16 protein-coding genes are annotated in these 26446 nt (G+C 69.3%); 9 read left to right on the top strand and 7 right to left on the bottom strand.

Annotated elements, in window-relative coordinates:
* Positions 1-110 precede the first annotated feature (110 nt).
* Positions 111-5051 carry an NAD-glutamate dehydrogenase gene (locus tag ACWESM_RS23540; protein ID WP_452493704.1) on the top strand — a complete coding sequence of 1647 codons (4941 nt, stop codon included), beginning with the start codon at positions 111-113 and terminating at the stop codon, positions 5049-5051.
* A gap of 35 nt (positions 5052-5086) precedes the next feature.
* Here the strand turns inward: ACWESM_RS23540 and ACWESM_RS23535 are convergent, their stop codons facing one another.
* Entirely contained in the window at positions 5087-6151 is a 1065-nt protein-coding gene (locus ACWESM_RS23535; protein ID WP_355072211.1) for an SPFH domain-containing protein, read from the bottom strand.
* A gap of 212 nt (positions 6152-6363) precedes the next feature.
* Between ACWESM_RS23535 and ACWESM_RS23530 the strand changes: the two genes are divergently transcribed.
* Both ACWESM_RS23530 and ACWESM_RS23525 read left to right on the top strand, forming a co-directional pair.
* Positions 6364-7896 (top strand): amino acid permease, encoded by a 1533-nt coding sequence (locus ACWESM_RS23530; RefSeq protein ID WP_364431886.1) that lies wholly within the window; start codon positions 6364-6366, stop codon positions 7894-7896.
* A gap of 258 nt (positions 7897-8154) precedes the next feature.
* Positions 8155-10458, top strand: coding sequence for a serine/threonine-protein kinase (locus ACWESM_RS23525; protein WP_379254592.1), 2304 nt, complete (start codon positions 8155-8157; stop codon positions 10456-10458).
* 6 nt (positions 10459-10464) lie between these two features.
* On the opposite strand, the gene ACWESM_RS23520 is transcribed toward ACWESM_RS23525, so the two are convergent.
* Entirely contained in the window at positions 10465-10821 is a 357-nt protein-coding gene (locus tag ACWESM_RS23520) for a DUF1707 SHOCT-like domain-containing protein (RefSeq protein WP_356966539.1), read from the bottom strand.
* Positions 10822-11025: 204 nt separating this feature from the next.
* Here ACWESM_RS23520 and ACWESM_RS23515 point away from each other — a divergent pair, with 204 nt between their 5' ends.
* The 4 genes from ACWESM_RS23515 to ACWESM_RS23500 all read left to right on the top strand — a co-directional run bounded on the left by ACWESM_RS23515 (position 11026) and on the right by ACWESM_RS23500 (position 17881).
* A complete protein-coding gene (locus ACWESM_RS23515) occupies positions 11026-11760 on the top strand; it encodes a MerR family transcriptional regulator (RefSeq protein WP_355072219.1) in 735 nt (244 codons plus the stop codon).
* 241 nt (positions 11761-12001) lie between these two features.
* Complete coding sequence (locus ACWESM_RS23510; RefSeq protein ID WP_355072221.1) at positions 12002-12577, top strand: dihydrofolate reductase family protein; 576 nt, start codon at positions 12002-12004, stop codon at positions 12575-12577.
* A gap of 115 nt (positions 12578-12692) precedes the next feature.
* Complete coding sequence (locus tag ACWESM_RS23505) at positions 12693-15221, top strand: ATP-binding protein (protein WP_452493670.1); 2529 nt, start codon at positions 12693-12695, stop codon at positions 15219-15221.
* A gap of 107 nt (positions 15222-15328) precedes the next feature.
* A complete protein-coding gene (locus ACWESM_RS23500) occupies positions 15329-17881 on the top strand; it encodes an ATP-binding protein (RefSeq protein WP_452493668.1) in 2553 nt (850 codons plus the stop codon).
* A 45-nt stretch (positions 17882-17926) separates the two neighbouring features.
* On the opposite strand, the gene ACWESM_RS23495 is transcribed toward ACWESM_RS23500, so the two are convergent.
* The 5 genes from ACWESM_RS23495 to ACWESM_RS23475 all read right to left on the bottom strand — a co-directional run bounded on the left by ACWESM_RS23495 (position 17927) and on the right by ACWESM_RS23475 (position 23989).
* A complete protein-coding gene (locus ACWESM_RS23495) occupies positions 17927-18469 on the bottom strand; it encodes a hypothetical protein (RefSeq protein ID WP_355072227.1) in 543 nt (180 codons plus the stop codon).
* A 149-nt stretch (positions 18470-18618) separates the two neighbouring features.
* Positions 18619-18993 (bottom strand): hypothetical protein, encoded by a 375-nt coding sequence (locus ACWESM_RS23490; RefSeq protein WP_364431897.1) that lies wholly within the window; start codon positions 18991-18993, stop codon positions 18619-18621.
* 937 nt (positions 18994-19930) lie between these two features.
* A complete protein-coding gene (locus ACWESM_RS23485; RefSeq protein WP_364431900.1) occupies positions 19931-20680 on the bottom strand; it encodes a DUF6008 family protein in 750 nt (249 codons plus the stop codon).
* Between the two features lie 181 nt (positions 20681-20861).
* Positions 20862-21482: a TetR/AcrR family transcriptional regulator gene (locus ACWESM_RS23480; protein WP_364431903.1), complete on the bottom strand. Its 621-nt coding sequence runs from the start codon at positions 21480-21482 to the stop codon at positions 20862-20864.
* A 38-nt stretch (positions 21483-21520) separates the two neighbouring features.
* On the bottom strand, positions 21521-23989 hold the full coding sequence (locus ACWESM_RS23475) for a phosphoketolase family protein (RefSeq protein WP_452493665.1): 2469 nt from the start codon (positions 23987-23989) through the stop codon (positions 21521-21523).
* A gap of 208 nt (positions 23990-24197) precedes the next feature.
* Between ACWESM_RS23475 and ACWESM_RS23470 the strand changes: the two genes are divergently transcribed.
* Together ACWESM_RS23470 and tig are read left to right on the top strand one after the other, a co-directional pair.
* Positions 24198-24773: an FKBP-type peptidyl-prolyl cis-trans isomerase gene (locus tag ACWESM_RS23470; RefSeq protein WP_355072237.1), complete on the top strand. Its 576-nt coding sequence runs from the start codon at positions 24198-24200 to the stop codon at positions 24771-24773.
* A gap of 263 nt (positions 24774-25036) precedes the next feature.
* Entirely contained in the window at positions 25037-26413 is a 1377-nt protein-coding gene (gene tig / locus ACWESM_RS23465; protein ID WP_355072239.1) for a trigger factor, read from the top strand.
* Positions 26414-26446 lie beyond the last annotated feature (33 nt).

The raw sequence follows: 26446 nt of genomic DNA, 5'->3' as shown, positions 1-26446 counted from the left end.
GTCCGCGAGGGAAAATTATTGTTACACTGTTGATTGTGCCGTTATCCAGCGGTACGTTATGTGAAGTACGAAACACGTACGAGCGCAGTTCTCGGGAAGGCAACGGATCGATGGTGGCAACCACCCAGCAGACGATTTCATCGAAGCGGTTCCGCGATGATCCGACCGATCTGGAAGCGGCGTACTTCCGGTGGATCCAGCCGGGGTCCTCGACGTCGGCGATCACGGATCGGGCCGAGCGGATCTTCCGTCAGCATCTGGAACTGGCGGCCACGCGCGCGCCCGGTTCGGCGACCACCCACGTCTACCGGCCGGACGACAGCGCCGGGGTCGGCGCCGCGATCCAGATCGTCAACGACGACATGCCGTTGCTGGTCGACTCGGTGACCGCCGCGCTGCGCCGCCTGGGCGCCACGGTCACCGAGGTCGTGCATCCGGTGTTCGACGTGTCGCGCGACGCCGACGGCCGGGCGCTGTCCATCGCACCCCGCGACGGTGTGGCCGAACCGGCGGCGGAGACCGACGGTCGGGCGTTGCGCGAGTCGTGGATCCACGTGCAGCTGGGCGCGGGTCTGTCCGACGAACTGGTCGACCGGATCGAACAGGCCCTGCCGCCGCTGCTGGCCGACCTGCGCCGCGTGGCCGACGACACGCCGACCATGGTCGAAGTGCTCAATACCGTTGCCGACCAGCTCGATCAGGCGGCGCAATGGGCGGGCGACGCGGAGATCCCGCAGACCGCCGGTCTGCTGCGTTGGCTGTCGGACGGGCACTTCACCCCGCTCGGCTACGGCTACTACCACTTCCGCCGCTCCGCGCCGAGCGCCGACGCCCCCTTCGAGCCGTGGCAGCTGCCCGGCACCGGGCTCGGCATCCTCGGCAACGGCGCCACCGCGGACATCAGCGTGCCCGTGGTCGGCGCGAAGCGCACCGTGCTGCGGATGGCCAACGGCTCCGTGGACTCGCTGCTGCCTGGCTCCCGCGATCTGTACTTCATCAGCGTGGCCGATTACGGCGCGAGCGACCCGAGCGGCCGTGCGGCCTGGGGCGATACCGTGAAGATGGTCAAGGGCGAACACGTCTTCGTCGGCACCTTCACCGTCGCGGGCCTGCACGAGAACATTCTCGACATCCCCGTCATCTCCCGGCGCGTGCTGCAGGTCATCGAATGGGCGGGCTTCGGCCTGGACTCGTTCTCCGGGCAGGCCATGCTGGAGATGATGCAGTCGTTCCCGCGGGTCGAGCTGTTCTCCACCGACGCGCGCAGGCTGTTCGAAACCGTCTCCGCGGTCATGAATCTGGGTCTGCGGCGGCAGGTGCGGCTGTTCATCCGGCGCGATTCGCGCAGCGACACCATCTACTGCCTGGTCTACATGCCGCGCGACCGCTACTCCACCGAGGTCCGCGTGCGCATGGGCGAGATCCTGCGCGAGCAGTTCGACGCCGAACAGATCGCGTACTCGGCGCGGGCCACCGAATCGGAGCTGGCCGTCGTCTACTTCACGGTGCACCGCAAGCCGGGCGCCGACGCCGCCGACATCTCCGAGGAGAATCGCGAGCGGATCCAGGAGCTGCTGCTGGCGACGACGTGGACCTGGGGCGACCGGCTGGTCGCCGAGGCCGCGGGCGCGTCCGACGTACCGCAGGCGCTGGCCACCGACTACGCGGCGGCCTTCCCCACCGGCTACCAGCAGGAGCACGAGCCCGCGCACGCGCTCACCGATCTGCGCCGCCTCGAGCGGCTGTCCGATGGGGAGATCGACACCGATCTCTACCGCCAGGGCGACTCCGCCGCACCGGAATGGCGTTTCACGCTCTACGTCGCGGGCGAGGGCATCTCGTTGAGCCGCGTGCTGCCGGTGCTGCACAGCCTCGGTGTGGAGGTGGTCGACGAGCGGCCCTACCGTGTCGTGCTGGCGGACCGGCCGGACCGCTGGATCTACGACTTCGGGCTGCGGGTGACCGCGGCGCCGTTGCGGGAAGCGCTCGCCGTCGAGCCGCTCGCGCAGCTGGCGCACTCCGTCGAGGCCGCGTCGCTGCCGGAAACCAGTGTGCGACGGCGTTTCCCGGATGCCGTGACCGCGATGTGGTTCGGCCGCGCCGAAGTCGACGGCCTCAACGAACTGGTCCTGCGCGCCGGCCTGCACTGGCGTGAGGTCGCCCTGCTGCGGGCCTACGCGAAGTACCTGCAGCAAGCCGGATTCGCCTACACCTTCGGCAACATCACCCGCGTGCTGCTCACCCATCCGGCGACGGCGCGGTCGTGCATCGAGTTGTTCGCGGCGTACTTCGACCCGGACGGCGTCGAGGCGGAGGCCGCGGGCCGGGCCGCGGAGATCGCCGAGCGGGTGCAGGCCGAGATCGACGCGGTGGTCAGCCTGGACACCGACCGCATCCTGCGCGCGCTGTTCGGTCTGATCGAGGCGACCCTGCGCACCAACTACTACCGGCGCGACGCGGCCGGAGCCGCGCTGGATTACCTGTCGCTCAAGCTCAATCCGCACGCGATCGCCGAACTGCCCAAGCCGAAGCCGCAGTTCGAGATCTTCGTGTACTCGCCGCGGGTGGAAGGCGTGCACCTGCGCTTCGGTTCGGTCGCGCGTGGCGGTCTGCGGTGGTCGGACCGGTTGGAGGACTTCCGCACCGAGATTCTCGGTCTGGTCAAAGCGCAAGCGGTGAAGAACGCGGTGATCGTGCCGGTCGGCGCCAAGGGCGGTTTCGTGGTCAAGCAGCCACCGGCGGCCACCGGCGATCCGGCGGCCGACCGGCAGGCCTTCGGCGCGGAAGGCGTCGCCTGCTATCGCACGTTCATCTCCGGCCTGCTGGACATCACCGACAACGTCGATCGCGCGACCGGCGAAGTGCTTCCGCCCGCGCAGGTGGTGCGTCGGGACGGTGACGACACCTATCTCGTGGTGGCTGCCGACAAGGGCACCGCGACGTTCTCCGATATCGCCAACGATGTGGCGCAGAGTTACGGTTTCTGGTTGGGTGACGCGTTCGCTTCCGGTGGTTCGGCGGGTTATGACCACAAGGCGATGGGCATCACCGCCAAGGGTGCGTGGGAGAGTGTCAAGCGGCATTTCCGTGAGATGGAGATCGACACTCAGACCCAGGACTTCACGGTGGTCGGTGTGGGTGACATGAGTGGTGATGTGTTCGGCAACGGCATGTTGTTGTCCGAGCACATTCGTCTGGTGGCCGCTTTCGACCACCGCCACATCTTCCTCGACCCGATTCCCGACGCGGCGCGGTCGTACCGGGAGCGGCAGCGGTTGTTCGCGTTGCCGAGGTCGTCGTGGGCGGATTACGACACGTCGCTGATCAGCCCCGGCGGCGGCGTCTACGATCGCTCAGCCAAGGCGATCCCGGTGACGCCCGAGGTGCGCGCGGCGCTCGACCTGCCCGCGAGCGTCACCACCCTGTCGCCGCCGGAGATGATCAAAGCCATTCTCCTGGCTCCGGTGGATCTGTTGTGGAACGGCGGTATCGGCACCTACATCAAGGCGAGCACCGAGACCAACGCCGAGGTGGGCGACAAGTCCAACGACGCGGTCCGGGTGAATGCCGACCAGCTCCGGGTCAAAGTGATCGGCGAGGGCGGCAACCTGGGCGCGACGGCGCTGGGCCGGATCGAGTTCTCGCGCAACGGCGGACGGATGAACACCGACGCGCTGGACAACTCGGCGGGCGTGGACTGCTCCGACCACGAGGTCAACATCAAGATCCTGCTCGACGCCGTGGTCTCCAGCGGTGAACTCGCCGTCGACGAGCGCAACCCGTTGCTGGCCTCGATGACCGACGAGGTCTCCGAACTCGTGCTGCGCGACAACATCTCGCAGAACTTCCGGCTCGGGATGTCGCGGGCCGACGCGGCGGGCATGTCCGGGGTGCACGGCAGGCTGATCAACGACCTGGAGCAGCGCCGCGGTCTGGACCGCGAACTCGAGGCACTGCCGACCGAGGTGGAACTGGCTCGCCGCGCCGCCGAGGGGTTCGGGCTCAGCTCGCCCGAGCTGGCGAATCTGATGGCGCACGTCAAACTCTCGCTCAAGGCCGACCTGCTGGCCGGCGATCTGCTCGACAGCGCGGCGTTCGCGTCGGTGCTGCCCGCCTACTTCCCCGCGCCGCTGCGGGAGCGGTTCGCCACGGCGATCGGCAGGCACCCGCTGCGGCGCGAGATCGTGGCCACCGTCGTGATCAACGAGATGGTGGACTACGGCGGCATCACCTACGCCTTCCGGCTCGCGGAAGAGGCCGGGGCGACCACCGACGACGCGGTGCGCGCGTACAAGGCGGCGGTGGAGATCTTCGATCTGCACGCGCTGTGGGAGCGGATCAGGCAGACGCCGATGTCCACGGCGGCGCGCAACGAGCTGGAGCTGGAGACCAAGCGCACGCTGGATCGGGCCGCGCGCTGGCTGCTGTCCAACCGGCCGCAGCCGATCGCGATCGGCGCGGACATCGCCAGGTACCGCGACGGCGTGCGCGCCCTCTCCGGCCAGGTCCCCGGGTGGCTGACCGGCTACCTCAGCGACGACCTCGCCGAGCGTTCGCGGCGGTCGATCACCCGCGGCGCGCCGCGGGAACTCGCCGAGGAAGCGTTCGGCTTGATCCACCGCTTCCCGCTCCTGGACGTGATCGACCTGTCCGACATCGCCGATCGCGATCCCGCCGAGGTCGCGGCGCTGTACTACGCGCTCAACGAGCACTTCCAGATCGAACGGCTGGTGACCGCGGTGGGCGAGCTGGAGCGCGGCGGGCGCTGGCGGGCGCTGGCCCGGCTGGCGGTCCGCGAGGATCTCTACGATTCGCTGCGGTCGCTGACCCGCGACGTACTGACCGCGACCGAACCGCAGGACAGCACCGCGGAGAAGATCGCGTACTGGGAATCGACCAACCGGTCCCGGCTGGCCCGTGCCGGCGCGGCGCTGGCGCAGATCTTCGCGTCCGAGACGCACGATCTCGCGGCGCTCTCGGTGGCGGCGCGGCAGGTGCGCGGCATGGTCAGCGGCGGTGAGTCGACCGTCGCACCGACGGTCGCGGGCTGATCTTCCACCCGATGCCCGGAGGCAGGCGCTCGGCGTCAGCCTCCGGGCATCGGCGTTCCGCAGTTGCCGCAGAACTTGGCGCCGGGCGTCGCTTCCGAACCGCAGTTCGGGCAGTGCCGCGGTTGCGGGGCGAGACGCGCCCCGCAGTTCATGCAGAACTTCGCGCCCGCGGGATTCGCGGACTGGCAAGCGGCGCACGACGTCTGGGCCGTCTCGGGCGCGGCGGCGGGCAATTGCGGCGCGGGGGAGGGGCTGCCGACGTGATGGCCGATCGCGTTCAAACTCAGCGCCGCGCCGAGGAATCCGCCTTCGACGCCGTGGTGGTGCCCGCGCGCGAAGCCTTGGCTCGCGCCGAGTGCGAGCTCGCCCGCGGCATAGCGCTGGAAATCGCCGGTGAGGTTGATGTACTTGACGTCTTTGGCCAGCCGCTTCAGCCGGTCGGCGTCCTCCGGCGCGAGGCTGATGTCGAAGTTACCCATCCGCGGGATGCGCAGCCCGTATTCGTAGAGCGCGGTGTTGGTCTGGCGCAACACGGCCTGCTCGATGGGTTGCAGCTGTGCCGAGAGGCCCAGCACCGGCCAGTCGCCGCCTGCGACCCCCCGGGTCACCGCCATCTTCATGGATTTGAGCAGCAGGTCGGCGCACCAGTTCTGCACCCGTTCCTGGTCGGTGAGATCGGCCGTGCCCGCGAGCGCGGTGAGCAGTTCGGCCGGATCGCGGACGCTCACGGCGAATTCGCCGAAGACGCGCAGCGTCACCACCTGCTCGCTGACCGGGTCGAGGATGTCGTCCAGTCGGCCGCCGAAGCGAATCCCCGGAAACTCGCGCGTGGAGACGAAATACAGTTCGGCGCGGTAGTAGTTGCCGCCGGTGAGGGTGTCGACGAGCGCGCCGAGCACCGGTAGCTCGTCGGCGTCGATGCGGTGGCGTCCCGGGCCCATCGCGCCCACCACACGCCCGGACTTCAGGAAGAGGGCGATCTGGTCGGCGTTGACCATCGCGCGGCTGTACCGGCGGATGTTGACGTCCGGCCACTTGTAGACCAATTGGTTCTTGCGGTCCTCGGGGACCGCGATGAATTCCCGCTCGAACCAGGCCATCTGCGCTCCCTCATCCGATTCGTCTCATCTAGCGTACCGATACGCGGTGGCACGATCAACGAATGTCGCGGCGATCGTCGCTGATCGGACGCCCTTTTTTCAAAGACTTTGATGTCCAGCGTGTTACAAGTCGCGACTCGCTATTGAACGTGCCGCTACATAACGGTACATTGAGCGAAGTTATGATCGCCGTCACGTGAAAGGCCACCGCCATGACCACAGTTCGACCACCCGCGGATGCGCCCGCGCAGGCTGCCGCGCTCGAAGACGAGGACTCGGGCTATCACAAGTCGCTGCGCCCGCGTCAGCTGCAGATGATCGCGATCGGTGGGGCGATCGGCACCGGCCTGTTCCTCGGCGCGGGTGGCCGGCTGGCCAGCGCGGGCCCCGGCCTGTTCATCGTGTACGCCATCTGCGGCGTGTTCGTGTTCTTCATCCTGCGGGCGCTCGGTGAGCTGGTGCTGCATCGCCCCTCCTCGGGATCGTTCGTCTCCTACGCCCGCGAGTTCTACGGCGAGAAGCTGGCGTTCGCGGTCGGGTGGATGTACTTCTTCCACTGGTGCATGACCGGGATCGTAGACATCACCGCCATCGCGACGTATGTCCATTACTGGGGAGCGTTCGAGGCGATACCGCAGTGGACGATCGCCCTGGTCTCGCTCGCGATCGTGGTCAGCATCAACCTGGTCTCGGTGAAGTGGTTCGGCGAGCTCGAGTTCTGGGCCGCGCTGATCAAGGTGGTCGCGCTGGTGACCTTCCTGATCGTCGGCACGGTGTTCCTCGCGGGTCGCTTCAAGATCGACGGCCAGACCACCGGTCCGAGCGTGATCGCCGACCACGGCGGGCTGTTCCCGACCGGGATCCTCCCGCTGGTCCTGGTCACCACCGGTGTCGTATTCGCCTACGCCGCAGTGGAACTGGTCGGCACCGCGGCCGGTGAGGCGGAGAACCCGGAGAAGATCATGCCGCGCGCGATCAATTCGGTGATCGCCCGGATCGCGCTGTTCTACGTGGGTTCGCTGGTCCTGCTCGCGTTGCTGCTGCCCTACACCGCGTTCAAGAACGGCGAGAGCCCCTTCGTCACCTTCTTCTCGCGGCTCGGCGTGGAGGGTGCGGGCTCCGTGATGAACCTGGTCGTGCTGACCGCGGCGTTCTCCAGCCTGAACGCCGGTCTCTACTCGACCGGCCGCATCCTGCGCTCGATGTCGATGAACGGCAGCGCGCCCACCATCGCGGCGCGGATGTCCAGTGGCGGCGTGCCCTACGTCGGCATCCTCGCCACCGGCGCGGTCGCGCTCATCGGCGTCGGCCTGAACGCGGTGGTGCCGGATCAGGCCTTCGAGATCGTGCTGAACATGTCGGCGCTGGGCACCATCTTCGCGTGGACCGCCATCGTGGTCTGCCAGCTGCAGCTGTGGCGCTGGTCGCGCACCGGCCGCGCGCAGCGTCCGTCGTTCCGGCTGATCGGCGCGCCGTACACGAGCTTCGCGACGCTGGTGTTCCTCGCCGTCGTGGTCGGGCTGATGGCCTTCAGCGACGACCACGTGCAGCGCGGTGCGGTGATCGCGATGGTCGTCATCATGGCCCCCGCGCTGGTGGGCGGCTGGTTCCTCGCCCGAAAGCGGGTGCTGCAGATCGCGGAGATCCGCCAGGGCATCACCGGTCAGTTCCCGGTCCTGGCCGAGCGCCCGCGCCGCGAATCGGGCGATCCGGTGGTGATCCTCGACAAGCCCGACGAAGAGTAAGGCAGTATCCGCCCCGGGCCGTTCGTCCGGGGCGGATCTATTCCCAATGTCGGGAACAAAACCAGCGCGCATCGACAGGCGACGGACCAGAATGAAACCGCGATCACACGGCGGGTCTGAGAGGTTCGTATGCCGGAGCACCCCAGCGCATCCGACCGTCCACTTGCGCACCCTTGGGCGAATCGGCGCATGCGCGGTACCGACGTGCCCCGGCGAACTGCTCACCCCTGGGCAACTCGGCACCTGCTCAAGACCGAAGTGCCTCCGCTACCACCCAATCCGTGGTCGACTCCACGGTATGTCGAGAAACCACGTGCCGTGGCAGTCGACTCGGTTCCGAGCGCCGTCGAACCGGCCGACCGGGACGGCGACGAGCACACCATCGGGACCGCCGAGTTGTTGCTCGGCGCACTCGAGTCCGACCCCGGTTCCGGGCGCAGCGCGCGCTCGCGGCCGAGCGGGCGCAGACTGGGCGGCGGCCTGGTGTCCATGCCCAAGGTGAGCCCCCTCGACCCGCGCACCGCGGTGATGCAGAACCCGGAAGTGCCCGAGCACAAACGGTTTTGCTGGAAATGCCAGCAGCCGGTCGGCCGCACCACCGAAGCGCGGCCCGGCGCCGTAGAAGGCGAATGCGGAAGATGCGCTTCGCCGTTCAACTTCCGGCCCCTGCTCCAGCCGGGGGAGATGGTCGCCGACCAGTACGAAGTGCAGGGCTGCCTGGCCCACGGCGGGCTCGGATGGATCTACCTTGCGATCGATCGCAATGTGAGCGACCGCTGGGTGGTGTTGAAGGGGTTGCAGAACCCGCTCGACTTCGAGGCGCACGTGGTGGCCCTCGCCGAACGCCAATTCCTTTCCGAGGTGGCCTATCCCGGCATCGTCAAGATCCACAACTTCGTCAAGCACCGTTCCGGGCGCGACGTGGCCGACGGCTACATCGTCATGGAGTACGTCGGCGGACGCTCGCTGAAGAAAATGCTGGATCTGCGTGCGCCGGAACGTATTCCGGCGTCCGAGGCGATCGCATTCATGATGGAGATCCTGCCCGCGCTGGACTATCTGCACTCGTTCGGCCTGGCCTACAACGATCTCAAGCCCGACAACATCATGGTCAGCGAGGACGAGGTCAAGCTGATCGACCTCGGCGCGGTGGCCGCGATGGAGTCCTACGGCAGCATCTACGGCACCCCGGGCTATCAGGCGCCCGAGATCACCGAGACCGGCCCGACGGTCGCCTCGGACATCTACACCGTGGGGCGGACGCTGGCCGCGCTGGTGCTGGACATGCCCAAGAACGCCGACGGACACCAACTGCCCGGCGTCCCTTCGCCGGACGATCAGCCGCTGCTGCGGGAATATCCGGCGTTGCGCAGGCTGCTGTGCCGGGCGACCGATCCGGATCCGCGGCGCCGCTTCCCGACCGCCTACGCGATGTACGGCCAGCTCGCCGGCGTGCTGCGGATGGTGCTGGCCTACGACACCGGGAAGGAACATCCGCAGGCGTCGCTGGAATTCGGCGCGATGCGCGGCGATTTCGGGATCGAGACGTTGATCGGCCAGACCGACGGCATGACCGACGGGCGGCATCGCCTGCCCGCGCTGGACGCGCCGAGCGTCGTCGCCGCCCTGCCGGTGCCGCTGATCGACAGCGAGGATCCCAGCGCCGATCTGCTGTCCACACTGCTGCACGGCGATCCGAGGCACGCCCTGGACGCGTTGCGCCGCACCGCCGACCGGATCGTCTCCGGGACCATCCCGGAGCCGGAGACGTTCGAATTGGAGGGCACGCTCACCGCGGTGCGCGCGCACCTGGACCTGGGCGAGGTGGTGCCCGCCTGCGACCGGCTCGCCGATCTGCGGCCGGACTACGGCACGGACTGGCGCATCGAGTGGTACTCGGCCGTCGCCGCCTTGCTGGACGGGCAGTACGAGCGCGCCTACGAGTACTTCGACCTGGTGCACGGCATGCTGCCCGGTGAGATCGCCCCCGCGCTGGCGCTGGCGGCCACCGCCGAGCTCACCCTCCAGCATCTCGGGGATGCCGCGGGCGACCACTGGCATCGGCTCGCCGAGGAGTACTACCGCACGGTCTGGCGGACCAATCACGGCGTGGTGAGCGCGGCGTTCGGCCTGGCCCGCAGGCTCGCCGCCGACGGCGGCCTGCTGGAAGCCGTCGAGGTGCTCGATCAGGTGCCGGAGGCGTCGCGGTATCAGAACGTGGCGCGCATGACCGGGTGTCTGCTGCTGGTCTCGCAACCGATTCCGGAGACCACCGAGGCCGACCTGCTGGAGGCGGCCGCGCGGCTGGACGCCGCGCCGGACGAACCGCGGGCGCTGCAGCTGCAGGTGATCGTGGTGGGCGCGGCGCTGGAGTGGGTGCGCGCGGGCGGTCAGGCCGCCACTGCGGAGGCCACCCTGCTCGGTTTCCCGTTCACCCCGCTGGGGCTGCAACGCGGGCTCGAGTCGAGCCTCCGGGCGCTGGCCCGGATCGCCCCGCACCGGCTGCACCGTTACCGCCTTGTCGACCTGGCCAACTACGTGCGGCCGAAGTCGAGGTGGTGAGCGGTCTCAGGTGGTGCGCGCGGTGAGCATGAAAAGCGCTGGCGCGGCCAATATCATCAGCAGCCACAGCCAGTTGCCCGTGGTCACCGCGAGCACCACCGAGAAGACCACGGCCGCCCCGGCCAGCACCACCAGGCGCGGCAGCGGGTTAACCGGGGTGACCTCGGCCGGGGGCGGTGTGCTGCCCGGCAGGTCGGCGAACAGTTCGGCCAGTTGACTCTTGCTGGTCGCGGCCGCGACGGCCGCGCTGAGTTCGTCGAACTCGGCCAGGCTCAACCGTCCGGTGCCCAGGTGGTGGGTCAGCTCGCGCATCGCGCGCTCGCGGTCGGCGAGACTGGCCGGAAGACCCGCGGATTCACCCATGCCGGAAGGATAGGCGCAGCGGCGGAACCGGGCGTCGGATGGATTTCCAGAGGCGGGAAGAACGGCTGGTGGGCGCGCCCTCGGGAGGCCGCGTCGCAGCACGCCAGTGATGTTTGCTGAAATGTCGCCAGAGACCGGTCGGTCGTCCCGGCAATGGCCGCGCACCGGCGGTCGTCACGTGTTGCGATGTGGTTTCCTTGAGGTATGACTGCGGGTGTGGAATACACGATCGACGAGCTGGCGCGGGAGGCCGGTACGACCGTGCGCAGCCTGCGCGTTTACCACGAACGCGGTGTGCTGCCGCCCCCGCAGGTCAAGGGGCGTACCGGGTTCTACGGTGCCGACCACCTCAATCGGGTGCGCACCATCAGCAGGTTGCTCGATCGTGGGATCAAGCTCAACGGCATCAAGGAATTGCTCAACGCCTGGGACCGTGGCGACGACCTGGGGGACATTCTCGGTGTCGGCGAGCCCGGCGCGACCGAGCCGCTCGTCGTGGACGCCGGGGAAACGATCGCGGCGACCGAACTGGCGGAGCGCTATCGCGACGTGCCCAACGGTCTGGCCCGGGTCGTCGCCGCGGGTCTGTACGAGCCCGTCGACGCCGCGACCTACCGGATCGCGGACCGCCGTCTGACCCAGAGCCTCGACCAGATGGCGGCCGCGGGCATCCCGGCCGACGAGGTCCTCGGCGAGTTGGAGAAGCTGCGTGCCGACGCGGAGCGGATCGCCCGCCGCTACGTGGACCTGTTCCGGCGCACCGCGTGGGCGTCGTTCCAGGACTCCGAACGCGGTCCGGCGCAGGTCGCCGAGCTCGCCCAGCGCCTGGCGGCGACCAGGCCGGTCCCGGCGGAGACCACCGCCGAACTCGTGAACCGGCTCGTCGCAAGGTATCTCGACCAGGACGCCGAGCTGGCCGAGGCGCTGCCGGAAGCCTGATCCGACCGCCTGGCGTCGCCGACCGAAGAATTTCTGTTTCAGATTCCCATCATTGGCGATACGTGGCGGTAACGTGCCGTTGATCAACGGTATATTGGGACCATCCGGCGCGCGATCGCGGCGCCGAGTCGCCTGACATCCCCTACTTAGGTATGTCTGCGGGCAACCTACCGATGCGCCGAAGTGTCGCTCCCCCCGACAATCTGAATGTCGCACAAGGGCAGCAGATGGGTGTGGGCACATGGGAAGCGTGACACTGTGGATGCAGATGTCGCTCGACGGCTTCGCGGAAGGGCCGGATCAGGAGGTCCACTGGCCGGTGGTGGACGAGGAACTGTGCGAGTCGTTCCTGGACGAATTGCGCTCGGCCGACTTGTTCCTCTACGGCCGCAAGACCTACGAGATCATGGCGTCGTTCTGGCCGACCGCCGACGTGGATCCGGCGATCTCGGAGTTCTACGTGGACTTCGCGCGGTGCTGGAAAGAGACGCCGAAACTGGTCTTCTCGCGCACCATGGCCTGCGCGGGGTGGAACACCCGCGTGGTCAGGGAGGACCTCGTCGAGGAGGTCACGGCGTTGCGCGCGCAGCCGGGATGCGACATGGTCCTGTTCGGCGGCGCGGAGACGGCGTCGGCGTTCATGAAGCACGACCTGATCGACGAGTACCGGTTGTTCGTGCATCCCATCCTGCTCGGTGGCGGGATTCCGCTGTTCCCGACGCCCGCGGTGGTGTCGGGCTTGCAGCTGGTGGACGTGATGACCTTCGACAGCGCGGTGGTCCAGATGCACTACCAGCAGATGGCCTCCGCCAGGTAGGAACCGGCGCGGGAAGCGCGTACCGGACCGGCGACCGCGCGAGCGGACGGCTTCACCGTCGACGTAACCTCTGATTGTCGAGCGCTTTGCCGCGTCGTCGGCTAACTTTCGTTTTATGTCCCTGGTTCAGGCACGTGGCGACGTGCTGCCTGCATCCACCAGTGAATTCGTCGGCCGGGAAACGGAATTGGACCGGCTGGGCACGCTGCTGGACGGCGGCGCCCGCCTGATCACCCTGGTCGGCCCGGGCGGGATCGGCAAAACCCGATTAGCCGCGGAGGCCCTGCGCCGTGGCGCCCGCGTGCGGGGCAGGCCGGTGTACTGGGCGCGATTGGCCGGGCTGGAGGCCGACAGCACCGCCACCGCGCAGGACGTGATGCAGTCGGCCGTGTGCGCCGATGCCGGTTCGCCGCCGGCCCGCGACGCGCTGGTGCGCACCTTCACCAGCGGAGACCGTCGCACCGAGCGCGCCGTGCTAGTTCTGGACAACTGCGAACACCTGCTCGGCGCGGTGGCGGCGATGATCGCCGAGTTGCTGGAAGGCACACCGGGACTGACCATCCTGGCCACCAGCCGCGAACCGATCGGCTGGGCCGACGAGTACATCCTGCCCGTACCGCCGCTGTCGCCGCGGCAGTCGCTCGAATTGTTCCGGCAGCGGGCCGAACTCATCGGACGCGCGATCCCGGACGAGCGCGAGGCGACGGCCGTTGCCGCGCGGATCTGCCGCCGGGTCGACCACAACCCGCTGTTCATCCGACTTGCCGCGGCGCGCCTGCGGCATCAACCGCCGATCATGGTGCTGCACGAACTCACCGGCGACGCGGATGACAAGCGGTTGCACTGGACCCACGGAGCACGTGCGGGCGCCGAGCGGCGCCACCGCGGCGTCTACGACGTGATCGCGTGGTCGTTCGCGCTGTGCGGGGCCTCCGAGCAGTTGCTGCTCGAGCGGCTGTCGGTCTTCGCCGCCGGATACGAGACCGACGACGAGTCGCTGCGCGGGGGCATCGACCTCGACGCCGCGATCGCGGTATGCGCCGATGACGACCTGCCCGCCGGTGAGATCGAACATCTGCTGGAGCGGCTCACCGAACAGTCGCTGTTGTCCGCGCACCTCACCGCGACCACGGTCAGCTGGTACCTGGTGGGCAGCGTCCGGGTGTTCGCCAGGGAGCGGCTGTGCCGCCGGGGCCGCGCCGAGCTCGACCGGCTCGCCGGACGGCACCGCCGGTATCTGCGGGACAAGGTGGTCGCCGGACAGGCCCTCTGGCTCGGTCCGCAGGATCAGACCTGGCTGGCATGGGCGCGGTCGGCGTGGAACGACATCGTGCTCGGCATCGAATCCGGGTTGGCGGACCCGGCCGAAGCCGTGGTCGCCCTCGAGATCGCCACCGTCCTGCTCTCGATGAAGGTGCCGTACGTCAAGTCCGGCGCCGGCGCGCTGACCCGGTTGACCGAACGCGCGCTGGAGGCCACCCGCGGCTCCGGCCCCGGCACCTCCGGGCTCGCCGACCTGGCCACCGCTCTGCTCGGCTGGAACTCGCTGTGGCAGGGGCGGACCGATCACATCCCGCGACTGCTCGCCGACCGCGCGGCCCTGCCGTCGGATGCGGGCCCGCGATACACCGACACAGATTTCGGGCTGCCCGCGCCGGTCGAGTGGATGTGGGGCCTCGAACTGATGCTCGTGCGCGGCGACCGGCGCGCGATCACCATCCTCACCCGGGCCCGCCACAAGTTCGCCGAACAGGGCGATCGCATCGGCGCGGAGCGCAGTGACGTGTTCGTGGTGTTCTGCGCCGCTCTCGTCGGCGACCGGACGCAGGCGCTGGAGCACACCGCGCGGTTCCTGGCGCGGTCGGCATCGTCGGGCTCGACGTTGTCGCGAGCCTGGGCCGAGATCGCGCGCGCGGTGGCGCTGGCCAAGCACGGGTCCGCCGCCGAGGCGCTGACGCTGACCCATGGTGTGCTCACTCGGCACCGCGGTGAGCAGGACACTTGGACGGCGAGCTGGGCGGTGGGCGCGCACATCGTCGCGCTGGCCCAGGTCCTGCTCGCGCAGCGCGCCGAGGGCCGCGATCGTGCCGCGTGCGCCGACACCGCGACGGAGATCGCGTATCTGGTCGGCAGTTTCAAGACGCGGCAGCGTTCGATGGGCATCTCCGTCGAACGCGTTCCATTGATCGCCGCCGAACTCCGCGGCGCGGCGGAGGCCGCCCGCGCGGTGCTCGGCGACCGGGCCTATGCCGCCGCCGAGCGCAGAACGCGACTGCGGCCCGAACTGGACGCACTGTGGTGTTCCACCGCGGATCCGGTCCCGGCCTCCCGGCGCCCGGATCGCCCGGCGGCCTCCCGGCCGGTGTCGCGGCGGCCCGCTTCCCGCTGGAACGATCTGTCGGACGCCGAGCGCGATGTCGCCGTCTTCGCGGCGGCCGGCTGGCCCAACAGCGCCATCGCCGGGCGGCGGCGCAGCTCCATCCGCACGGTCGACGCGCAGGTCGCCGCCATCCGGCAGAAGCTGGAGATCGCCTCGCGCGCCGACATCGCGGCCCACATCCCCGACGAGCTCGCCGATCGGGTGCGCTACGAATCCGAGCGGCGGCCCAGCCGGCGCCGTCGAGGGGGGAGCCGGGATCGATAGACGACTGCCTCCCCGGCGACCGGGCCGGAGGCGTGCGAAACCCTTCCCCCGGCCGCGCCCATTAGGCTGCTCGAGCGGTGATTGTCTGGATCGGTAGGTGCGTCGGCATGTCGGAGGTGAACAGCGGTGGTGACAACAGTCCCGCCGCGCCCGTCGAGTTCGTGGGCAGGCATGCCGAACTGCGGCGGATAGAAGCCCTGCTGAGCTCGTCCAGCGCCCGGTTGATCACCCTGGTCGGGCCCGGCGGCATCGGCAAGACGACGTTGGCGGTGGAAGCCGTACGGCGCTATCGCGGCGCGGCGCGGCACCCGGTGTATTGGACGCGCCTGGCCCGGCTGGTGCCCGGCGCGGAGACCGGGGCGGTCGCCGAGGAGGTGCTGCTGTCCGTCGCGAAGAACGGCATCGCGGGCCGCTCCGCCTGGGACGGCTTGGTGGAGATCTTCGCCGACGGTCTCGCCGATGGCGAGACGCACCGGACCATCCTGGTGCTGGACAACTGCGAACACGTGCTGGCCGGAGTCGGCCCGCTGATCATCGGACTGCTCCAGGCGGCCCCCGGCTTGACCATCGTCGCGACCAGCCGGGAGCCGATCGGCTGGATCGACGAGCAGCTGGTGGCCGTGCCCCCGCTGTCCAGCGTGCACGCCCTCGAACTGTTCCGGCGGCGAGCCGAGCGCACCGGGCGGCCGATCTCCGAGGATCCGGGCCAGCTCGCCATCGCCACCCGCATCTGCGGGCACGTCGACAACAATCCGCTGTTCATCCGCCTGGCTGCGGCGCGGCTGCTGCACCGGCCACCGGCGATCCTGTTGCGCGAGTTGTCCGGTGACACCGACGATCGCCGCCTGCAGTGGACGCACGGGGCCAGGGGCGGCATCGGCGAACGGCACCGCAGCGTGCGTGACGTGATCGCCTGGTCCTACGGCCTGTGTACCGCGTCGGAGCAGTTGCTGCTGGACCGCTTGTCCGTGTTCGCCACCGGTTGCGACGCCGAGGACGACGAGACGCCGTGCGGCGGGGCCGACGTGGACGCGATCGTCGCGGTGTGCGCGGACGCGACGTTGCCCGCGGAGCGAATCGAGGGGCTGCTCGAGCGCCTGGTGGAACGCTCGCTGCTGTCGGCCCGTATCACCACCTCGACGGTGCGCTACTACCTGTTGGAAAGCGTTCGGGTGTTCGTGCGCGACCGGCTGTCGGCCCGCGGCGATCACCTGGACGAGGCGCGGCTGTTCGCCCGGCATCGGCGGCACTATCGCGACCGCGTGGCGGCGGGCCCGGCCACCTGGTACGGCCCGCGGGAGCAGGAGTGGATCGCCTGGGCCCGGGCGGCCTGGGACAACATCCTCATCGCCGTCGAGACCAGTCTCGCCGATCCGGAGGAGGCCGTGGTCGGGCTGGAGACCGCCGCGACGCTGATGGCGTTGCGCGTGCCGTTCATCACCGGGTCCAACCGCGCCATCACCAGCCTGACCGAACAGGCGCTGGAAGTCACCGCGCAGGTGGAGCCGCCGCCGACCCGGCTGCGGATCAACGCGACCGCGCTGGTGGGCTGGATCGCCATCTGGCAGGGCAGACACGCCTATACCGCGCAGTTGTTGGACGAATGCGCCGCGGAGTGCCTGTCCGACGCGGAACTTCGGCGCGGCTGGCGGGAGACGACGGCGACCGATGTCGGCCTGCCCGCCGCGGTGGAGTTCACCTGGGGACTCGAACTGCTGCTGATCCATCTCGACATCCGGGCGGTGGACGTGCTGGCCAGGGCGCGCAGGAAATTCGCCACCTTGGGCGACCGGGCCGGAGAGCAGCGCAGCGAATTGTTCGAGGCGCTCACGTACGCGAACCTCGGTGACGCGGACGTCGCGCTCGGGGCCGCGCGCAGGCATCTGGACCGGGCCGTCGCTTCCGACGCGGGCTGGGCGACCTCATGGGCGGAGCTGGCCTGGATGATCGCGGTGTCCCGGCACGGCGATCCGCGAGAGGCGGTCACGCTCGGGCGGTCCACCCTGGAACGCCTGCTGATCACGGGGGACACCTGGACGGCGGGCTGGGTCGCGCATTTCATGATGATGGCGCTGACCTACCTGCTGTCCGCCCGGATCGAGGCGGGGGACACCGACAGCGCCGAAGCGATCGCCGCCGCCACCGAGATCGCCCATCTGCAAGGCGGGATCGCTACGCTGCACCGCTCCATGGGCATCGTCGCAGACCGGGTGACCCTGGTGGCCAGGGGCACCGCTCAGGCGGTCGCGGCGGTCACCGCGGTCCTCGGCGCTGAGGCGCACGAAGCGGCGGTTCAGCGCGGCGCCCGCCTGCGTCCCGAACGCGACGAACTGCAATTACTGCTGCTGGGCAGGTTGCCCGCCGATCGGCTGCTGCCTGCGCGGCGGTCGCAGGCCAGGTCGACGGCCTCGCGCTGGGACGAGTTGACGCCCGCGGAACGCGAGGTCGCCGTGCTGGCCGCCGCGGGCTGGGCCAACAGCGCCATCGCCGCGCGCAGGGGCAGCTCGATCCGGACGGTCGATGCACAGGTGGCGACCGTACGCAGAAAGCTGATGGCGGCTACCAGGGCCGACATCAGCTGGCACGTACCGGATCACCTCGAGGAGCGGATCCGGCTGGAATCGGAGCGAAGGCCCGCGCGAACGCGAACACGCCCGTAACCGCGCGGCGGTCACGGGCGTGCCGGTAGGAAGGTCGGTCAGGCGTCAGGTCAGCGAGCCGTCGTAGCACAGGCTCGACGACCGCCAGGAATGCTGCGGCCCGGTGCCGGGATCGAAGGCCCACTGGTCGATCGATCCCGCGGCCTTCCACCACACGGAGCCGCGTCCGTCCGAGACGACCTGGTAGACGTCCTCGGAACCCTCGATGAGCTGGCTTCCGACGCAGTAGTCGTTGTATTCCGTGCCGTACTGGCGGGCGCCGGGGCTGAACAGGCCCGCTGGGTGGGTGTACGCGCCCGGGTTGGGCACGGTGCTGGCCTGCCGCACATTGTGTCCGCGGTGCCAGTAGGGCGCGCCGACCCCATCGGTGCCGCAGGTGAAGGTCGAGCCCCCCGCGACGACGGTGGTGCCCTGGCCGTAGGCGCCACCGGCCCAGAGGCAGGCAGCGCCCTGAGCCTCGGCGGTGCCCGCGCCGAGGCTCAGGCCGCCCGCCGCCACCGCTGCCGCCGCCAGCAGGGTGAGCGTCCGTGCCGTGCCGCGCTTGTCGTTACACGCGGTCGTCCGGCGAAGCCCGTTAATGTTGATCATTGGTGTTTCTCTTTCGTGCGCTATCCCGGCCGGAGTGGATTTCCGGGATTGGTGATACTTCAAGTAATGTGCCGCTAGACAGCGGTACGATCAGTCCAGAAGGACGTCGCGGAAGATTGTGGGTGCGAGTGAGTGAGCCGGTCCGGCGATCACTGGCACCAGCGGGCCTGCGGGCGGCAGACGGTGTAGCCGCTGCCGTCCGGGCGGGCGACGCGCGACCAGCTGGGGCTGACGGAATTGTTGCCCGTGGTGGTGTCGGCCGGCGCAGGGGTGCTCTGGCGCTGGTGGTAGTCGCGGATGGCGTCGTCGTGCTCGTCCGCGCGGAGCGGGTCGTTGTCGCGGTGGTTGTAGCCCATCGGGTCGATCTGGTGCCAGCCGTTGGTGTCGCCGGTGCCGTTGCGCGGGTCGGAGGGGCCCGAGTGCGACTCGGCGCCCGCGATGCCGACGGCGCCGGCGGTGAGGATGCCGACGATCGCGGTACAGGCGAGCAGTCGCCGTGCGGCGGAGTTGGTCGTGGCGGTCATCGTAAGTCTCCGTTCGGAATTCGAGCCGTGCGCGGCGACACGGTTCGAGCGGCGGCGGTGCGGCGAACGTCGATGGTCGGGGTTGCCGCGCGAGGTGGGGGCGGGGAAGGGATCGGGGCGGCATCCGTCGCGGACGTCTGGTCCGCGGGCCGGTGCCGGTCGGCTCGGTCCCGGTTGTCGGGATGGGAAGAGCCCGGCCTGTCGTCTCCGTGGCGGCCCGGGTCTGCGGGGCGCGGTGCCGCGACGATCGCGTCGGGCCCGGCCAGCGCTTCGGCCGGCGCCGGGGTTTCCGGCGTGGCCGCTATCGCGCTCACGATCAGCGGGCGGACGAGCCAGGTCTGTGTCCGTCGCTGGTGCGGCGTGATGCCGGTCATCGTTCGCGTCCGTTCATCTCGCCACCTCGGGATCGGAGATCGGCCCGGTGTGGTCCGATCGGCGGGTCCCTATCTATCGTGCCGTTGGATAACGTCACATTAATCGACGGGTCGATGCCTTGTCGAGTGCTTTCCCATACTTGGGAAGAATTGCGGAGTTTCCGGCGTGGGTCGGCGTCTTGACCAGGGGTGATGGGGACCGCCTGTAACCCGGGGGCTTTGCGAAACTTGCTCGACGCGATGCTTTTTCGGGACGGTGCGGCCTTCCGGCGGGCCGGGTAGGGGGCGCGGCAGTGATGCGGCGCTCTCGCCGAAAGTGACGTGGGTAGCACGACCGGCCGGGGCACGGGGCTGTGTCTTCGTTGCACTCACCACGCCAGGGCCGTGCTGACCGCGGAGGTGGAGCCGGCATGCGCGCGGGATGTGGGGGCGAATGAAGGGCAGCGGCAGTGCCGCGCGGTTCGCCGCTGTGGGCTGATGAACGGGCTGCGACGGAAAGCCCTTCGCGCATACACGAAAAGGGCGCCTGCCGCGATGGCAGACGCCCTTTTAGGGTTGCTGGATCAGGCCTCGGTGACCGCCGCGTATGCCGGGGCCCCTGAACCCGTGGCCGCCGCGGGCGCGCGGCTCGGCTTCGCGGCGGCGGGGTCGCGGAACGGGGCTTCGATCACGGCGCGCTCCTGCCACAGGTAGTACAGCGCCATGGCGAAGATGCTCGTGCCGATCACGTTGGCCAGGAAATGCCACCAGATGCGGTAGGTCGACGCACCGGCTCCCGGGTCGAGCAGGCCGAAGAAGGTCGACAGGCCGATCGCTTTGGTGCCGAAGGCGACCGTCAGGGTGAGCGCGAGATGCTCGAGTCCGTGGATGCCCTGCATCAGTACGCCCATGCGGCCCCACTTGCGCGCCTTGCTCTCCAGGGCGTGGTGGGTGACCAGTGCGACACCGACCAGTCCGGCGAGGAAGTGGAAATTGCCGACCAAGTGCAAGATTTCCATCCCGAGCGACGGCTTCATATGGTTGACCTGGCCGAATCCCTTGGCCAAGCCGGTGCCCCACGGCGTCATCCACGCCGGTGAGTTCGGGTGCTGGATCCAGTATCCGACCTGTGCCACGTGCTCCTGGAAGTGACCTATCTGGGCGATGACGCCCAACGCGATCACACCGAGCGCGGTGCGGAACATCCATGGTCGCAACGGTTTGCGCATCGCGATGGCGAGCACGCCGACGGCCGCCCACATGACGACCATCCAGGCCACCATCAAGATCGCACCTAGGATTTCGAACCCGGTCGCCTCGGCTGTGTGGTTCATGGGAACCGCCCTTCTGCGCGCCCTCCGGCAACGGCGACGGATGGGGGGAGTTGCTTCGGAAACGCGCGGAACGCGTTGTTCGCAAGATACAAGGTCGTGCGGGCTCGTGTCCGAGATTTCCGAATGTCCTGGTACCTGCGACAATTCGATTCGAGTCATACTCAACGCGTATAGCGCGAGTTCACGATGGTCGCAGAAAGCCTTCGACGATGCGGTGGGCGCGGTCGGCGGCCTCCGGATCACCGATCCGCAGCGCGGTATTCGTCGCGCAGAGCACCGCATCGATCTGGAAGGCGACCAGATCGGCGTCCAGTTGAGGGATCTCACCGGCGGACGCCGCCGCGCGCAGCTCCCGCGCCAGCAGCCGAACCCACGCTCCCTGATCGCGGAGCAGGGCGTCGCGCACCGGGCCCGGCTTGCTGTCGTGCTCGGCCATGGTCGCGACGCGGAAGCATCCGCCCGCGAACAGCGGCGTCGTGGCATAGACCATCCAGTGCTCCACCAAGGCCCGCAGACGGGCGACGCCGTGCGGCGCGGACCGTGCGGGTTCGACGACCGCTTCCACGAAGCGGTCGCGTGCGTGATCGATGGTGGCCAGTTGGAGTGCTTCCTTGGTGCGGAAGAGGGTCTGGATTCCGGCCTTGCTCAGACCGGTGTCTTCGGCCAGCCTGCCGAAACTCAGGCCGTCCAATCCGTCGAGCGAGGCGATGTCGACCGCATGCCGCAGCACCGTGGCACGCGTCTTCGCACCGCGCAACAGGCGCTTGTCGGTGATCTCGGCGGTTCGCTGACCACTTTCCATACGGTCGATCGTACTTTCTGCCGCCGGGTTCGTGGGGCTCAGTTCCGCTGGTAAGGCCAGTTCCAGTCGGCGACCTCGGGGAGGTCCTCGCCGTGTTCCCTGGTCCACGCACGGGCCGTCCACCGCGCGTCGACCATCTCTTGCCGCAGCCCCGCGGCCCGCTCGCGCAGGGACGGCACCCGATCGATCACGTCCATCACCAAGTGGTAGCGGTCCAGATCGTTCAGCATCACCATGTCGAACGGCGTGGTCGTGGTGCCGCGCTCCCGATAGCCGCGCACGTGCAGTTCGTCGTGGTTGGTGCGCCGATAGGTCAGCCGGTGGATCAGCCACGGATAGCCGTGGAAAGCGAAGATCACCGGCCGGTCCTGGGTGAAGAGCGTGTCGAACTCACTGTCCGGCAGGCCGTGCGGGTGCTCGTCCTGCGTTTGCAGCCGCATCAGGTCGACTACGTTCACCACCCGGACGCGCAGGTCGGGCAGACGTTCGCGCAGGATCGCGGCCGCGGCGAGGGTCTCCAGCGTCGGTATGTCTCCCGCGCAGGCGAGCACCACGTCCGGCATGGTGCCCACCTCGTCGCCGTGGCCCGCCCACGGCCAGATCCCGATCCCGCGTGCGCAGTGCTCGGCGGCCTCGGTCACCGACAACCAGTCGGCCTGCGGCTGCTTGCCCGCGACCACCACGTTCACGTAGTGGCGGGAGCGCAGGCAGTGGTCGTAGGTGGACAGCAGCGTGTTCGCGTCCGGCGGCAGGTACACCCGCACGATCGAGGCCTTCTTGTTCAGCACCACGTCCAGGAATCCGGGGTCCTGGTGGGTGAAGCCGTTGTGGTCCTGGCGCCACACGTGCGAGGACAACAGGTAGTTCAGGCTGGGGATCGGACGCCGCCACGGCACCGCCGAACTGGCGTCGAGCCATTTGGCGTGCTGGTTGAACATGGCGTCCACGATGTGGATGAACGCCTCGTAGCAGGTGAACACGCCGTGCCTGCCGGTCAGTAGATAGCCCTCCAGCAGTCCCTGGCACATGTGTTCGGACAGCACCTCGATCACCCGGCCGCCGCGGTCGAGTTTCTGGTCGCGGCGGTCGATCTCCGCCTGCCAGTTGCGGCCGGTGACCTCGAGGATGTCCTGCAAGCGGTTGCTGGCCAGCTCGTCCGGCGCGAAGGTGAGGAAGTTGTCCGGATTGTGCCTGGTGACCTCACGCAGCCAGCCACCGAGCACCCTGGTGGCCTCGTGCCGGGTCGCGCCCGGCGCGGTGACCTCGACGCCGAAGTCGCGCCAGTCCGGCAGGTACAGATCGCGCAGCAGCGTACCGCCGTTGGCGACCGGGTTGGCGCTCATCCGCCGTTCGCCGACGGGTACCTGAGCGGTCAGCTCCGGCACCGGCTTGCCGTAGTCGTCGAACAGTTCCTCCGGACGGTAGGAACGCAGCCACTGTTCCAGCACCGCGCGGTGGTCCGCGTCGGTGCGCGCGCCCGGCAACGGCACCTGGTGCGCGCGGAAGGTGCCCTCGACCTGGTCGCCGTCCACCACCGGCGGACAGGTCCAGCCCTTCGGTGTGCGCAGCACGATCATCGGCCAGCTGGGCCGTGCCCCATCGGCGCCGTCGCGTGCGGCGCCCTGGATCCGCCCGATGCGTTCCATGCTCGTGTCCACCGCCGTGGCCATCGCCTGGTGGACGGCCGCGGGATCGTCGCCGGCGACGACGATCGGCTCGTAACCGTAGCCACGCAGCAGCGACAGCAACTCCGGCTCCGGGATGCGCGCCAGGATGGTCGGATTGGCGATCTTGTACTCGTTCAGCGCCAGGATCGGCAGCACCGCGCCGTCGCGCGCCGGATTGAGGAACTTGTTCGCATGCCAGCTCGTGGCCAGCGGACCCGTTTCCGCTTCGCCGTCGCCGACCACGCAGAACACGGTGAGATCGGGGTTGTCCAGGGCGGCGCCGAACGCGTGCAGCAGCGAATAGCCGAGTTCGCCGCCCTCGTGGAAGGAGCCCGGCGTCTCCGGTGCGCAGTGACTCGGCACCCCGCCGGGAAAGGAGAACTGGCGGAACAGCGCGCCCATCCCCGCGGCGTCCTGCGGAATGTGGCTGTAGACCTCGGAGTACGTCCCCTCCAGCCAGCCGCACGCGTTCGGGCCCGGACCGCCGTGCCCGGGGCCCGCGACGAAGACGGCGTTCAGGCCGCGTTGCCGGATCGCGCGATTGGCATGCACCCACACGAGATTCAGGCCGGGCACCGTGCCGAAGTGCCCGAGCAGCCTGGGTTTGACGTGCTCGGCGCGCAGCGGTTCGCGCAGCAGCGGATTAGCCGTCAGGTAGATCTGGCCGACCGCGAGATAGTTCGCGGCGCGCCACCACGCGTCGATCGCCGCCAGCTCGTCGCGTGCCAGTGGCCCCGGCACGTCCGCCAGCCGGTAGGGACGCGGTGCGACGGTCCGGCCGCCGGTGCTGCCGACGTTGTCCGCCGAAGTATCGCCACCCGCACTCGCCATGTGGGTCATGTGCCGACTCTCCTCACGCTCATGGCATCGGGGACGGCGGCGCCACGACCGGCCGCCGTCGCGGTCCTGCGAAGGTTGCCGATCGGAATCGACAACGCCGGATGGAGAATTCACCGCCAGCCTAGCCGCAGCGGGCCGCGCGGCGGTCCGAGCGTGTCGCGGGAAGCTCGTCCCACCCGGGGCCCGTTCGTGGTCTAGGGTCCGCGGCATGCACATTCTCGGCAGGATCATCGGTATCGGCGCCGTCGCCGCGACCACCATCGTGCTGGCGGCCTGCGGCTCGGACGACGAGTCCGCTCCCGCCGTCTCCACGACGCGGACCACCGCGGCGGCTGGGCCTTCCGCGCAGCGCCCGGCTACCCAGAGCAAGGGCCGCGAGTGCACCGCCGACGACATCCGCGTCACCGGAGATTTCGGCGCCGCGCCGAAGATCACCCTCCCCGACAACTGCGACCCGCCCAAGCAGCTGATCGTCAAGGATCTGAAGGAGGGCAGCGGGCCCGGCGCCGCGCCCGGCCAGCAGCTGACCATGAATTACGCGCTGGTCACCTGGTCGGACAAGAAGACGCTGGACAGCTCGTTCCAGCGCGGCAAGCCGTTCCAGCTCACCCTCGGCGGGGGACAGGTCATCCCCGGCTGGGATCAGGGACTCGTCGGCGTCAAGGAGGGCGCGCGCCGCTTGCTGATCGTGCCGCCGGAGCTGGGCTACGGCGCGGGCGGGCGTGGCATCGCCCCGTACGAGACGCTGGTCTTCGTCACCGACGCGGTCTCGGTGGGGAAGTAGCCCGGCCGCTCGCGTCGCCCGCCGGGCACCGCCGGATGCAGGTCCGCTCGGCCGGTCAACTAACCTGGTCGGGATGCGTGGCGTACGCCGCACCCCTCGTCGTCTCGGCCGAGGCCGGGACTCCGGTTCGGATCGGCGCCGGTGGGGGAATGCGGCAGCCGGCGTAGGGCCGCCTCGCCCGCCGTTCCGATCCCGGAATGCCGGGGGCGGGGCGCCGCAAGACGAACGTCAACCAGTACGAACAACGAACAAGGAGCATGTCCGTGAAGAGCACCGTCGAGCAGCTGAGCCCGACCCGGGTCCGGATCAACGTCGAGGTGCCCTTCGAGGAGCTGAAGCCGGATTTCGACCGCGCGTACAAGGCACTGGCCAAGCAGGTCCGCATCCCCGGCTTCCGTCCCGGTAAGGCGCCAGCGAAGCTGCTCGAGGCCCGTCTCGGCCGTGGCGCGATCCTGGAGCAGGTCGTCAACGACGCGCTGCCCGGTCGCTACAGCGAGGCCGTCACCACCTCCGAGGTGAAGGTCATCGGTCAGCCCGAGATCGAGATCACCAAGATCGAGGACGGCCAGGAGCTGGCCTTCACCGCCGAGGTCGACGTGCGGCCGGAGATCACGCTGCCGGACTACGCGAGCATCGCGGTCACCGTCGACGCGTTCACCGTCGGCGACGAGGACATCGAGGAGCAGTTGCAGTCGCTGCGCCAGCGCTTCGGCACCCTGACCGGGGTGGAGCGTCCGGTGCAGGACGGCGACTTCGTCTCGATCGACCTGTCGGCGACCGTGGACGGCCAGGAGGTGGCCGAGGCCGCCACGACCGGCCTGTCCCACGAGGTCGGTTCCGGTCAGCTCATCGAGGGCCTGGACGAGGCGCTGGTCGGATTGTCGGCGGGCGAGTCGAAGGAGTTCACCTCGAAGCTGGTCGCGGGCGAGCACGCGGGCAAGGACGCGGTCATCACCGTGACCGTGCAGACCGTCAAGGAACGTGAGCTGCCCGAGGCCGACGACGAGTTCGCGCAGCTGGCCAGCGAATTCGACACGCTGGAGGAGCTGAAGGACGATCTGCGCGGCCGCGTCGAGCGGGTCAAGAAGGTGCAGCAGGCGGGCGAGATCCGCGACAAGGTGCTGGACACCCTGCTCGAGCAGGTCGAGGTGCCGCTGCCCGAGGCCGTGGTGAAGGCCGAGATCGACGCGGTGACCCACGACGCGGTGCACGGCTTCGACCACGACGAGGCCAAGTTCGCCGAGGCGCTCGAGGCGCAGGGCAGCACCCGCGAGGAGTTCGACGCCGACACCAAGCAGGCCGCCGAGAAGTCGGTCAAGACCCAGCTGCTGCTGGACGCGATCGCCGAGGCGGAGGGCACCCAGGTCGGCCAGGAGGAGCTCACCGAGCGGATCCTGTTCCAGTCGCAGCGCTACGGCCTGTCGCCGGAGCAGTTCATCCAGCAGGTGCAGCAGGCGGGGCAGCTGGGCGCGATCTTCGCCGACGTGCGGCGCGGCAAGGCGCTGGCGGGCGTGGTCGGCCAGGTGACCGTCACCGACTCCGCGGGCAACTCGGTGGACACCACCGAAATGTTCGGCGCCCCCGCCGATTCCGCCGACGAGGACGCGGCCGTCGAGACGGCCCCGGCGGACGCCGAATAATTCCATGGAATGTCGGCGTGATCGACGCCCGCG

It is taken from the genome of Nocardia sp. NPDC003999, from assembly GCF_053604885.1.
Note: the sequence above shows the minus strand (reverse complement) of the source record. Positions and strands in the feature narration are given on the sequence as shown.